The organism is Bacteroidota bacterium, from assembly GCA_016213405.1.
GTDB lineage: Bacteria > Bacteroidota > Bacteroidia > Palsa-948 > Palsa-948 > Palsa-948.
Genome location: JACRAM010000029.1, coordinates 1 through 13,935 on the forward strand (window position 1 = coordinate 1; position 13,935 = coordinate 13,935).

General features: G+C 42.6%; 8 protein-coding genes. 6 read left to right on the top strand and 2 right to left on the bottom strand.

Annotation, left to right across the window (positions count from 1 at the left end):
- Positions 1-7,468, top strand: a 7,468-nt coding sequence (locus HY841_03325; protein MBI4929768.1) for a PKD domain-containing protein, incomplete at its 5' end; no start/stop codon positions are given.
- A gap of 51 nt (positions 7,469-7,519) precedes the next feature.
- Here HY841_03325 and mnmE read toward each other — a convergent pair.
- Positions 7,520-8,917, bottom strand: coding sequence for a tRNA uridine-5-carboxymethylaminomethyl(34) synthesis GTPase MnmE (mnmE, locus tag HY841_03330; protein MBI4929769.1), 1,398 nt, complete (start codon positions 8,915-8,917; stop codon positions 7,520-7,522).
- Positions 8,918-9,040: 123 nt separating this feature from the next.
- On the opposite strand from mnmE, the gene sucD reads away from it, so the two are divergent.
- The 5 genes from sucD to HY841_03355 all read left to right on the top strand — a co-directional run bounded on the left by sucD (position 9,041) and on the right by HY841_03355 (position 13,516).
- Complete coding sequence (gene sucD / locus HY841_03335) at positions 9,041-9,922, top strand: succinate--CoA ligase subunit alpha (GenBank protein ID MBI4929770.1); 882 nt, start codon at positions 9,041-9,043, stop codon at positions 9,920-9,922.
- Between the two features lie 30 nt (positions 9,923-9,952).
- Positions 9,953-10,912, top strand: a complete 960-nt coding sequence (locus HY841_03340; protein MBI4929771.1) for a T9SS type A sorting domain-containing protein — start codon at positions 9,953-9,955, stop codon at positions 10,910-10,912.
- Positions 10,913-11,071: 159 nt separating this feature from the next.
- A complete protein-coding gene (locus tag HY841_03345; protein MBI4929772.1) occupies positions 11,072-12,316 on the top strand; it encodes a peptidase C1 in 1,245 nt (414 codons plus the stop codon).
- A 3-nt stretch (positions 12,317-12,319) separates the two neighbouring features.
- Positions 12,320-12,961 carry a hypothetical protein gene (locus tag HY841_03350; GenBank protein ID MBI4929773.1) on the top strand — a complete coding sequence of 214 codons (642 nt, stop codon included), beginning with the start codon at positions 12,320-12,322 and terminating at the stop codon, positions 12,959-12,961.
- Between the two features lie 3 nt (positions 12,962-12,964).
- Positions 12,965-13,516, top strand: a complete 552-nt coding sequence (locus tag HY841_03355) for a YceI family protein (protein ID MBI4929774.1) — start codon at positions 12,965-12,967, stop codon at positions 13,514-13,516.
- Between the two features lie 24 nt (positions 13,517-13,540).
- On the opposite strand, the gene HY841_03360 is transcribed toward HY841_03355, so the two are convergent.
- Positions 13,541-13,921 carry an STAS/SEC14 domain-containing protein gene (locus HY841_03360; GenBank protein MBI4929775.1) on the bottom strand — a complete coding sequence of 127 codons (381 nt, stop codon included), beginning with the start codon at positions 13,919-13,921 and terminating at the stop codon, positions 13,541-13,543.
- Positions 13,922-13,935: the final 14 nt, after the last annotated feature.

The following is a 13,935-nucleotide window of genomic DNA, read 5'->3' on the forward strand; positions in this document are numbered from 1 at the left end:
AGGCGTTACCGGCAACGGAAGTTATACATGGACCATTCCGAATAATCCATCCGTCAATTGCTTGGTGAGAGTGGAGGATTACAACAACACCTGCCGCTACGATAACAGCGATGCGGTGTTTACCATTCAGGCGCCCACGCCATATATTACTGTTACTTATCCAAATGGCGGGCAAACTTTGTACAGCTACAACACGGCTAACATCACATGGACTTCAGGATATCTCAGTTCATCATTCGTGAGGATTGATTATTCTGCTGACAATGGTGCAACGTGGGTGAATGTAATAGCTTCAACCAACAATTCCGGTACTTATACATGGACAATTCCGAATATCACCACCACTCAGGCGCTCGTGCGTGTGATGGATTATGGAAATAGCGCCACGTATGATGTGAGCAATGCCGTCTTCACCATTAATCCCGGTGTTGTTGTAACGGCTCCGAATGGAGGAGAAAATCTGAACGGATGCACTGTTACCACAATTGCATGGACGGGCGAACCCGGCACAAACAGTTACACATTACAATATTCTACTAATGGCGGAACCACTTGGAACACTATAGTCAATCAAAGTTTCGCTGGCGGACCGAATTATTCTTACAACTGGACATTACCAAACACTGCCTCTAATTTCTGTTTGGTACAAGTTTACAATAGCGGCAATGCAAGTAAAACAGACCAGAGCAATGCTGTATTTAATATTGTTCCGGCTATTGTAGTAACTAATCCGAACAACGGAGGAAGTTATGCCGTGGGCTCTACGCTGAATATCACATGGACATCGGTAGGCGTTTCAAATTTTTACAACATAGATTATTCAACGAATGGCGGGGCAACATGGACTAATATAGTTTTCAATACTAATATTCTGACTAATTCTTATAGCTGGACTGTTCCAAATTCTCCTTCGGTAAGTTGTTATGTCAGGGTAACCGATTACAACGCTGCATGCAAAACCGACCAAAGCGATGCCTTATTTACAATTACTAATTCTCCGGCATCAATAACTGTTACCTCTCCGAATGGAGGTGAGAACTGGGTGGTTTGTTCTACGCACAATATTACATGGAGTGCAAATGCAACATCTGGCAATTATGATATTGATTACTCTTCTAATAACGGAGTAACATGGAATGTTGTTATTGCAAATTATGCTACTGTCAACGGAACTTATGCATGGACAACTCCATCCACTCCAACAGTACAAGGATTAATTCGCGTGAAGGATTCCGGCAATGGTGCTTTGGTTGATCAGAGCAATGCTGTGTTTACAATTTCTAATCTTGCAACGCCCGGTGTAATTTCCGGAAATACTCCTGTGTGTGAAAGTTCATCGCAAACATATTCTATTGCATTAGTTACAGGGGCGACTTCTTACGCATGGATATTGCCGTCTGGCTGGTCCGGAACTTCTACATCCAACATCATCAACGTTGTTGTTGGAAGCGCAAGCGGAACTATTACTGTTACTGCAAACAACAGTTGCTATACAACTGCTGCCTCAACAAAAACAGTAACAGCAACTCCACTTCCGGTAACTCCGGGAGCTATCAGCGGAAACATAACTCCATGTACAGGTATTGCTGTAACTTACAGTATCACTGCCGTGAGTGGTGCAACATCCTATACTTGGCTTTTACCTATAGGATATACTGGCTCATCAACAACAAACTCCATAAGTGTTACGATTGGAAGCAATCCGGGAACCATACAAGTATATGCAAATAATTCTTGCGGTTCAAGTGCTGCATCGTCATTAACAGTTACACCAACAGGAGGCAGTTTACCTGCACAGCCGGCAAGTATTTCAGGACCTGCTTCACCTTGTGCAAGCACTGCTCAGACCTATAGTGTATCTCCTGTAGCAGGAGCTACCTTTTATACATGGACGCTTCCTGGTACATGGACAGGGACTTCAACAACAAATACAATTAGTGTAACTGCCGGAACAGCAGGAGGAACTATTTCAGTTAGTGCAGGCAATACCTGCGGTTCTTCCTCCGTTCAAACGCTTGCAGTATCTATCAGTAATGTTCCCGCACAACCCGGAGTGATTTCAGGCAATACAACAGTGTGTCTTGGTTCTGCAAACACGTACTCAATTACTGCAGTTGGTGGTGCAACCGGTTATACATGGACACTGCCGGGCGGATGGACAGGAACTTCAACTACAAATAGTATCAGCACAACAGCTGGAGCAACTGGAACTATTACTGTAACAGCAGACAATGCTTGCGGAAGCAGTACGCCAAGAACACTTGCTGTAACAGTTAATACAGTACCCGCACAACCTGGCGCTATTTCTGGCAACACAACTGTTTGCCTCGGTACAGCAAATACTTATTCTATCTCTGCAGTAAGCGGTGCTACAAGTTATTCATGGACATTGCCAGGTGGATGGACTGGAAGTTCAACAACTAACAGTATCAGCACAACTGCTGGTGCATCAAGCGGTACTATTACTGTAACAGCGAACAATACATGCGGAAGCGGTACAGCACAGACACTTGCTGTTACAGTGAATTCAATTCCTGCTCAACCAGGAGCAATTTCAGGAAACACGACTATTTGTGGAAGCACTGCTCAAACATATAGTGTTACATCTGTTTCAGGTGCTACTTCATACGCATGGACATTACCAGGAGGATGGACAGGAAGTTCAACAACAAACAGCATCAATACTACAGCAGGAAATACGAGCGGCAATGTCACCGTTACAGCAAGTAATACATGCGGCACCAGCCCTGTCCGAACATTGAGCGTAACAGTGAATCCTGTTCCTGCACAACCTGCTTCTATCAGTGGAAACACAACTATTTGCGGTGGAACAACGAACACATACAGCATTACTCCTGTGAGCGGAGCAACTGCTTACACATGGACGCTACCCGGAGGATGGACGGGAACTTCTACGAGCAATTCAATTAGTGCTACTGCGAATAATGCAAGCGGAACAATTACCGTGACTGCTGATAATGCATGTGGCAGCAGTCCAACACAATCACTTGCTATTACTGTGCTGTCTATACCTGTACAACCTGGTGCTATTTCTGGCAACACAACTGTTTGCCAGGGTACAGCAAATACTTATTCTATCTCTGCAGTAAGTGGCGCTACAAATTATTCTTGGACATTGCCAGGTGGATGGACTGGAAGTTCAGTTACTAATAGTATTACCACCACTGTGGGCGCAACGGGCGGCACTATTTCAGTTAGCGCTGCTAACAGTTGCGGTTCATCCAGTGCAGCAACTTTGACAGTTACAGTAAATCCTCTTCCTGCAATTCCAACTATCACTGCGAGCGGACCGACAACTTTCTGCTCGGGCGGAAGTGTTGATTTAACTTCGAGTGTTGAGAACAGCTACAATTGGTCACCTACTTCTGCAACTACTCAATCTGTTACAGTGACTTCATCTGGAAATTATGCAGTGACGGTAACGGATGTAAACGGATGTACAGCAACATCGGCTACTACAGCAGTAACTGTTAATGGTATTCCAAGTTTAACTGTTACTGCAAGTGCATTAATGATTTGCGCGGGCAATTCAACAAGTTTAACTGCAAGCGGAGCATCAACATATGTATGGTTACCGAGCGGTGATTTGAATAATGCGAATATTTCAAATCCCATAGCAACTCCATCGGCAAATACAACCTACACCGTAACCGGAACTACAAACGGATGTTCTGGAACATCTACTGTGTCTATCACCGTAAATCCAATACCACCAACACCAACCGTTACTGTGAGCGGTACAACTACATTCTGCTCTAGCGGAAGTGTTGATTTAACTTCAAGTGCAGCGAATAGTTACAGTTGGACTCCCACTTCAGCAACCACACAATCCATCACGGTGACTTCATCAGGAAATTATGCAGTGACAATAATTGATGCAAATGGCTGTACTGCAACTTCGGCTTCAACAAATGTTACTGTAAATTCGTTGCCAAGCTCAACCATTACTCCAAGCGGACCAACCACTTTCTGCCAGGGAGGAAGTGTGACGTTGTCTTCTCCAAGTTCAACAGGAAATGTTTGGAGTACAACTGCAACTACTCAAACAATTTCAGTTTCAACTTCTGGAACTTATTCCTTAACTGTTACTGATGTGAATTCGTGCTCATCAACCTCTTCAATAAACGTAACGGTAAATCCGCTCCCCACTGTTACTGCATCTGCAAATCTGACGACTATCTGTGCCGGTTCATCAACCACACTTTCTGCAAGCGGAGCAACAACTTATGTTTGGTCACCGTCAACTGGTTTAAGTTCAACCACAGGAGCAAACGTTACGGCAACTCCAACGGCAACAATTACCTATACCGTTGCCGGAACAAATGGAAATAACTGTACAAGTACAGATGCAGTTACTATCAATGTAACTCCTGGTCCTGCAATTCCAACTATCACCGCAAACGGACCGACAACTTTCTGCGCAGGCGGAAGTGTTGATTTGACTTCGAGCGCTGCTACTACTTACAGTTGGACACCAACAAGCGCAACTACTCAATCCATCACGGTTACTTCATCAGGAAGTTATGTGGTGACTGTAACGGATGCAATCGGATGTTCTTCCTCTTCTGCTCCGACAACTGTTACTGTTAATGCCCTTCCGACTATTACCGCAACAGCAAGTGCCTATACAATTTGCGCGGGCAATTCAACAAGTCTGAATGCAAGCGGAGCATCAACGTATGTTTGGTCTCCAAGTGGCAGTTTAAATAATGCGAACATCGCAAATCCAATTGCAACTCCATCAGCAAATACAACTTACACTGTAACAGGAACTACAAACGGATGTTCTGGAACGGCTGTTGTATCCATCACTGTAAATCCTGTTCCTGCAACTCCAACGATTACACCATCCGGAATGAATTTAGTTTCAAGTTCGGCAACGGGAAATCAATGGTATCTGAACGGAACTCCGATTGGCGGAGCCACTAACCAAATTTACACTCCCACACAAAACGGAAATTACACAGTGGTTGTAACGAATGCTTTTGGATGTACGGCAATTTCATCAGTATACGTTTACACTTCCATCGCGCCAATTCCCGTTGCGAATTTTGTTGCGAACACAACCACCGTTACAGTAGGAGGAAGCGTGAACTTTACGGATTTATCTACCAACAATCCGACAAACTGGTCATGGATTTTCACAGGAGGAACGCCAGCCACTTCAACCGCACAAAATCCAACAAACATTGTTTACAGTACTGTCGGATGTTATTCTGTTACATTAACTGCCACAAACGCAAGCGGCTCAGATGCAGAAATCAAATCCTGTTATATTAATGTAATTGCCACACCCACTTATTGCATTCCGAGCCCAACCAATGGAACTACCTATGATGATTTCATTGACGGAGTTGTTCTTGGAACCATCAACAACACAGGCAGCGGAAGCACAGGCGGTCCAAGCTATACGAACTATTCCTCAACCATGTCAACCAATGTGAATAAATCAAGCTCCTATACAATTTCTATTACAGGCGGATTATATCAGCCCGATTATTATGCTGCATGGATTGATTACAATAAGGATGGTGATTTCCTTGATGCCGGAGAAAAACTTGGAGAATTTGTAACCACTGCTGCGTATCAAACACTGCCAATTAATTTTACTGTTCCTGCAGCAGCATCAACCGGTTCAACCCGATTGAGAGTGCGTTGCGTGTATAATGCGCCAGGAATGGATGCTTGCACAAATTACACCTACGGTGAAACAGAAGATTATAAAGTTGTGATTTTTGCTGCGGGAAATCCGCCAGTTGCAAATTTCTCTGCAAGTTCAACGAATTTCTGTGTGAACACGTGCATCAACTTTACTGATTTAAGCACCAACAGCCCGACAAGCTGGATATGGTCGTTTGCTGGTGCGTCACCGTCAGGATCAACTTCACAGAATCCTACTAATATCTGTTACAACATACCTGGAACTTATAGTGTAACGCTGACGGCTACAAACGCTGTGGGTTCAAATTCACTGACACAAACATCTTACATTACTGTGACTGCAATGCCTGTTGCAAATGCGGGAACTGATGCAAGCATTTGTCAGGGTAATTCAACTACATTAAGCGCAAGCGGTGGAAGTAGTTACCTGTGGTCACCATCAACAGGATTAAGCGCGACAAATATTGCTAACCCTGTAGCTTCACCGACCACTACAATTACCTATACAGTTACAGTATCTAACGGACCATGTTCATCAACTGACCAATTAACAGTATTTGTTTCACCTCCTCCTTCGGCAAATGCAGGTTCAGATGTTTCGATCTGTTCTGGAGGAAACACAACATTGAATGCAAGCGGTGGAGGAAATTATTTATGGTCACCGTCAACAGGATTGAGCGCGACAAATATTGCTAACCCAATTGCATCACCGACAGTAACCACTACTTACACTGTTACAGTTTCAAGTGGCAGTTGTTCGGCTAGTGATATAGTTGTTGTTACTGTGAACAATGTTCCTGCTCAACCCGGAATTATTTCAGGCAACTTTATTGCCTGTGCAGGTGCAAATGAAACCTATACTATTACTCCAGTTTCCGGGGCAACTTCCTACACATGGACATTGCCTGGAGGATGGACAGGTTCATCAACTACCAATTCAATTACTGCAACAGCCGGAGCAACCGGTGGAACAATCACCGTTGTTGCAAACAATTCTTGCGGAAGCAGCACGGTGCAATCATTGTCTGTGATAGTCACAAGTTCTGCACCACTTCAGCCGGGAGCAATTGCAGGAACAGATTCAGTGTGTTCAGGTTCTGTTCAAACTTATTCTGTTGTTAATGATCCTAACGCTTCTTCTTACACTTGGACGTTGCCGGGCGGATGGTCAGGCACTTCAGCGACTAATTCAATTAGCTCCACAGTGGGAATATCAGGAGGAACAATTTCTGTAATTGCAAATAACTCTTGCGGAAGCAGCACTGCGCAAACGTTCAGCGTGACGGTGAATGCACTTCCTGCTGTAACATTTAATCTTTCACCAAGCATTGTTTGTCTGAATTCGGGTGCATTTGCACTGACGGGAGGTTCTCCATCAGGAGGAACTTATTCCGGTACGGGAGTAAGCGCAGGAAATTTCACTCCTGCAACTGCCGGTACGGGTACATTTACTATTACTTATTCTTATACAGATGTTAATGGATGTACAAATACTGCAACACAGTCTATCATTGTTGACCCATGCACAGGTATTCAGAATATTGTTGGTGAAGAACAAATTATAATTTATCCAAATCCGTTCAGTGAAAACGTGACGATAACATGGAACTTACACGGGAATCATATCGTAGAGTTGTTTGATGTGCTTGGGAACCATCTCGGAAAATGGAACATCACTGATAATCATTTGTTGATTGATGCCGGGAATCTGGAGGAAGGTGTTTATTACATCCGCACAAGTTCAGATTCGGGAATGTCTGTAAGAAAGGTTGTTAAATTGAAATAAGTTGAATTGAATTATATCAAAGCGTGTCCGTCAACTGACAGACACGCTTTTTTATTTTCCGATGCAAAACTTCCCGAAGATATTCTGAAGTAAGTCATCTGTAGAAACTTCTCCTGTTATAAGTCCAAGATGATGCAGCGCAGTGCGGATGTCGCTTGCTAAAAGTTCTCCTGAAAGTTTTTTATCCAATCCTTCACGTACTCTCGTTAAAGCATTTGAAGTTTGCTGCAATGCTTCCACATGTCTTGCATTGGTGATGATTGTTTCAGGAATATTGCTTGCTTTCTTGTCAAAGATATCTAAGAGGCGTGCCTTGAGTTCTTCCAGATTACGTTTTTCTTTCGAGGAAATAAAAATCATGTTTTTGAAATGCGAAAATTCTTTCTTGGTGTATTCAACATCTTCTTTGTCAATTTTGTTTCCCGTCAGGATTAATTCAGCGCCACTAGTATGCTGCTTCAGATCTTCAAGTTCTTTTTGTAAGTCACTGGAACTGAGCTCATGTATATCGAACAAATAAATAATAATACTTGCCTTCTTCATTGCCTGATGGGTGCGTTCAATTCCGGCAGTTTCAATCACATCGGTGGAGTGGCGCAGTCCGGCAGTGTCAATAAAACGAAAGCGAACTCCTTCAATCACAATTTCATCTTCAATCGTGTCTCGCGTAGTGCCTGGAATATCCGATACAATGGCGCGCTCTTCATCTAAAAGAGAATTCAGCAATGTAGATTTTCCTGAGTTAGGTCTGCCTGCAATGCAAACGGGCACACCATTCTTAATTACATTCCCTAGTTCAAATGACCGGATTAACTTTTCTATAACGCCCTGCAATGAAGAAACAAGTTTCTTTAATTCATCTTTGCTGGCGAACTCCACATCTTCTTCTGAAAAATCCAATTCAAGTTCAATGAGCGAAGCGAAGTTGATTAAATTATCCCGCAGGATTTTTATTTTGCCCGAAAATCCTCCGCGCATCTGCATCATGGCAACGTGGTGGGATGTTGCGCTGTTGGAAGAAATCAGATCAGCTACCGCTTCCGCCTGCGATAAATCAAACTTTCCGTTCATGAACGCGCGGAAAGTAAATTCACCGGCAGTGGCAAGACGCGCTCCCTGCTTCACCAGCAGATGCAGTATTTGTTCCTGAATATATTTAGAACCGTGACAGGAAATCTCCGCAATGTTTTCTCCTGTATAAGAATTCGGAGCTTTGAAAACAGAAAGCATTACATCGTCAATCACATTGTTCTTATAGACAATTTCTCCGTAATGTATGGTGTGTGATTTAAACTTAGAAATGTCAGTTTGTTTTCCATTCTTCTTTCGAAAAATCTTTTCGCAAATCAACAAAGAATTTTTTCCAGATAAGCGAATGATGGCAATCGCCCCTATGCCGGAAGAAGTTGAAAGCGCTGCGATTGTATCATTGTTAAGAGGATTCTTCATGAAAACAAAGTTATTAAATAACATATCAGCAATAAGAGAAAACTTTAATTTAGCGACCTGAATAAAAAATATTTATCTCTATTTTACATTATACATTAACCATCAACCATTAATCATCTCTTTATGTCTGTTTTAGTAAACAAAAATTCCCGCGTAATTGTTCAGGGTTTCACTGGTGGCGAAGGAACTTTTCACGCCACACAAATGATTGAATACGGAACCAATGTGGTGGGAGGTGTAACTCCCGGCAAAGGCGGAACCAAACATCTGGATAAACCTGTTTTCAATACTGTTTCAGATGCAGTGAAAACTGCTGGCGCGGATGTGTCTGTGATTTTTGTTCCTCCTCCGTTTGCGGCAGATGCCATCATGGAAGCTGCTGAAGCAGGAATCAAAGTGATCATCTGCATCACCGAAGGAATTCCCACAAAAGATATGATAGCGGTAAAAGAATATTTAAAAGATAAAAACTGTCGCTTGGTTGGACCCAACTGTCCCGGTGTGATTACTCCGGGAGAAGCGAAGTGCGGCATTATGCCCGGATTCATTCACAGGAAAGGAACTATCGGAATTGTTTCACGCTCGGGAACTTTAACGTATGAAGCCGTTGATCAGGTTACAAAAGCAGGAATGGGTCAAAGCACTTGTATTGGAATTGGCGGTGACCCGATTCCCGGAACCACTACCAAAGATGCTGTTGAACTTTTTATGAACGACCCTGACACCGAAGGAATTATTATGATAGGAGAAATTGGCGGCAACATGGAAAACGAAGCGGCATATTATATAAAAGCAAATCCAAGAAAACCTGTTGTTGGATTTATTGCCGGACAAACCGCGCCTCCCGGAAGAAGAATGGGGCATGCGGGCGCTATCATTGGCGGAGCGGATGACACTGCCGCGGCAAAAATGAAAATCATGCGCGAGTGCGGAATTCATGTAGTGGATTCTCCTGCGGTGATTGGAAAAATGATGGCGAAGGTTCTGAATAAAGTAATGGCGTAACATAACAATAACAAATAAACAATAAACACAATGAAAAAAACAATTACCCTTTTAGCTGTTTTCGCTCTGGCGATTGCAGTTCATGCCCAATTGATCAACCCAGGTTTTGAAACATGGACCAATGACCTTGCAGTGCCAACGGCAATGAATCCTAACAGCGGCAACGGCACCACGGGCTGGTGGGATTATAATTTCTTCAATAGTCCGTTGGTTGGCAGCAGCCCCGTATCGGTGTTCAGATGCGATACTGCCCATTCCGGAAATTTTTCAGCCCGCATTAAAACAACCATTTACACCCCAACTTCATGGAACATTTATAAAGCATGGGGCATTCCTTTTATCGGACACAATTATTCTGATACATTGGGTATTGTATTTGACGGCAACCTCAACGAAACGAATCAGGTGTTTCAACCCGGCATTCCCTGCACTCAAAAATTAACTTCTTTCAGTTTCTATTACCAATATTTTCCTCAGGCAGGTGACACCGCGGAGTGCCGTGTGTTATTAGTGAAACAGCGCAATGCTGTGGCAGGTGGTTGGTTCAAAACAAATGTTGCCACCGGCTTAACCTGGCAGCAAGCTACTATTACTTTTGCTTATGTTGATACAGTAACACCCGACACGCTGTATACTTTATTCAGTTCTTCATCGCTCGACCGTTTGCCAAAACCCGGCAGCATTTTTTTGATTGATGATGCCAGCGTAACCGGAGCTTCGGGCGTTAACCAGATTTTAGCCGATGAAAGCCGCGTTGATGTTTTTCCTAATCCTGCTTCCAATGAAATTAATTTCCACGTTGCCGGTGTGAACAATGCTGCAACTATTTCAATTGTTGACATTACCGGAAAAGAAATTAGCAGCGTGGCAATACATAGCAACCTTACTACGGTTAATACCCACGCCTACAGTGACGGACTTTATTTTTACCAGCTTTATAACAAAGCAGGCAACCTCATTAAGTCAGACAAGTTTAGCGTTGTTAAATAGGCATGAATTTTATTGATTATATACCAAAGGTAAACGGAAATCCGAAAATGATTACACCGATTTTATTTTGATTACACAGATGAAACAACAGAAAAGCAATCGGTGTAATCATGTATTTTTTTCGAAAATCGGTGTAATCTCGGTATAAATAAAACATCTATGAAAAAACAATTGGTAACTACTGTTGCAGTGATGATTGCAATTTTATTTTACAGCATTCTGTTTGCTCAGGAGAGAAAAGACAAAGCTCAGTTCAAACCAAGATCAAATGAGTTTTATGAACAAGTGCAAAAAGGAGTGGAGGCATTTGAAGCGCCAAAGAAAGCGGATAAGCCATTGGCATTACGCATGGATTTCACCGGAATGGATGTTCCGAAATCCATGTCGGAATTCAAAACAGTGTTTGCTCAGAAACCAGAATCGCAGGGAGAAACCGGAACCTGCTGGTGTTTTTCCACCACTTCGTTTTACGAATCGGAAATAAAACGCCTGAGTAATCTGGACATTCAGCTTTCTGAATTATATACTGTTTACTGGCAGTATGTGGAGAAAGCAAAAGAGTTTGTGCGCACGCGCGGCACCTCTGCTTTTGATGAAGGTTCGGAAACAAACGGAGTGGCAGCCATGATGAAACAATATGGTATTGTTCCGTTGGATGCATATAACGGAATGAAAATCGGTCAGCCCTATCATAACCATAGTAAAATGGTGAATGAAATGAAAGCTTATCTGCAGGGAATTAAAACTGCAAACAACTGGAACACCGATGAGATTGTTTCTACCATAAAATCAATTATGAACTTTTATCTGGGCGAGCCGCCCACATCTGTAACGATTGCCGGAAAAAAAATGACGCCTCTTGAATACCTGAAGAACGTTACCAAATTAAATCCTGATGATTATGTTGATTTCATGAGCTTCATGGAAGCGCCTTATTGGACGCAGGCAGAATATAAAGTATCAGACAACTGGTGGCACTCGGCAGATTATTATAATGTTCCGCTGAATGATTATATGAGCATCATTAAAAGTGCAATCAAAAGCGGATACTCCATGTCAATTGGCGGTGATGTTTCAGAAAGCGGCATGGATAATAAATTAGGTGTTGCCATGATTCCAACGTATGATATTCCATCAGCATACATTGATGAATACGCGCGTCAGATGCGTTTCACAAATGGCTCTACCACCGATGATCATGCCATGCACCTGGTTGGCTATGAAGAAAAAACAAACGGAACTTGGTATCTGATCAAGGATTCCGGCAGCGGAGGACAAAACAACCAAACAGCGCCCGGCTATTGGTACATGCACGAAGATTTTATCAAGTTAAAAATGACCAGCTTCACTATTCACAAAGATGCCGTGAAAGAAATATTGGCTAAGTTTCCTAAGAAACCATGATGTGTGAATAAATTATTTCTTGCTTCATTACTTGCTGCGCTTTCATGCGGGCATTTATTGGCTCAGAAAAAAGACACTATTCTTCAGCAGGATGATTTGCTTTCTTCTCTCATTGCAGATAGTTCCCATCCGCAAAAATTACTTCCCGACCACATTATTTTCACACAGCGGATTCTTTGGGGTCAGAAAGGATTAATGCGAAACTTCAATGCATTCGAATTAACTCCCGTAAACCGCGCACACGAATTAAAGGTAAGGAGAACCATGCTTGTATGCCATCAGGTAATGGGAGGCATCACTTCTTTAGGGATGATTGGACAGGCAATTGTTGGAGCTAAATTATACAACGGAGACAGAAGTATGAAAGATTTGCACGAAGGTCTTGGGGCAGGAGTAAATATCGGTTACTTTTCCACTGCTGCCTTCTCCTTATTTGCCCCTCCTAAAATGATAAACGAAAGAAAAGGATACAGCAGCATCAAAGTTCATAAATGGCTTGCTCTTATTCATATGTCAGGAATGATTGCCACAAATATTCTTGCCGGCCAATTGGAAGGTCATCCTGAATTAAGAAAGTGGCACCGGGCTGCTGCCTACACTGCCTTTGGCGTATTTATTGCAGCAGAAGGAGTGATTAAATTTTAATCTATGAAAAAACAGTTTGTTGTCCTGCTGGTGATTTCTTTTGCTACTATAATTTCTGTTGCACAAACTGCAGTGAAGTACGGTGCCGATAAATCAAAATCTTATATAACTTATGGCATGTCGCATCCTATGCATGAGTGGGAAGGCACAAGCAAAGAGATGAATTCTGTTCTGTTGTATAATACCGAGACAAAAAAAATTGAGAAAGCTGCCATGGCTATTCCTGTTGCAACTTTCGACAGCCAGAATGCGAACCGCGATTCTCACATGATAGAAGTGCTGGATGGAATTAAATTCCCGAACATAACTTTTTCAAGCGCCTCCATCACAGGCGATGAAAGCAAATTATCGGTTACAGGCAATCTTGTTTTTCATGGAGTCACTAAATCCGTCACATTTGATGCCCTGAGCAAAACCACAGCAGATGGAATAGAAATCAGCGGAACGTTTTCTGTACTGATGACAGATTACAACATAGAAATTCCTTCGATGATGGGAATGCCTGCCAAAAACGAAATCACCCTGAAGTTTTTTGCTTTGTATAAGCAGAAATAGTCCCGATATTCTCTTTAGAAATATTTAATTCTGCCTGAAAGATTTCAGCCACTTCAATGCATCTTTTTCATTGCCGAACATTTTAAGAGAAGATTTCGGTCTGATAAAATTATTCATGAAGTTGACAAGAATGCGCATGAAAGATTTATCCGTGAGCACAGCAGTTGCAATCCTTGTCTTATTGAGGATTCCGCTTTTTACATACTTATTCGCTTCAGGGGTAATGGTGAAATAGGAGCGGGCATCATACAAGGCAAGCGCTTTTTTCCCTTTGGAAAGTTTTATATCAATCTCCGCATCTTCAAGAAGACCGCGAAGATCAATATGTACACCGTCAATTACTTTCATGCGGAGAATACCATCCTCCATCCACTTTTCATTTATCCCTGTGCGGGTTTTTTCCATATACAATGAACTAA

Coding starts and splice junctions, on each gene's coding strand:
- HY841_03360 (MBI4929775.1), bottom strand. CDS start 13,921: ATGGAAAAAACCCGCACAGGGATAAATGAAAAGTGGATGGAGGATGGT.
- HY841_03355 (MBI4929774.1), top strand. CDS start 12,965: ATGAAAAAACAGTTTGTTGTCCTGCTGGTGATTTCTTTTGCTACTATA.
- HY841_03340 (MBI4929771.1), top strand. CDS start 9,953: ATGAAAAAAACAATTACCCTTTTAGCTGTTTTCGCTCTGGCGATTGCA.
- sucD (MBI4929770.1), top strand. CDS start 9,041: ATGTCTGTTTTAGTAAACAAAAATTCCCGCGTAATTGTTCAGGGTTTC.
- HY841_03345 (MBI4929772.1), top strand. CDS start 11,072: ATGAAAAAACAATTGGTAACTACTGTTGCAGTGATGATTGCAATTTTA.
- mnmE (MBI4929769.1), bottom strand. CDS start 8,917: ATGAAGAATCCTCTTAACAATGATACAATCGCAGCGCTTTCAACTTCT.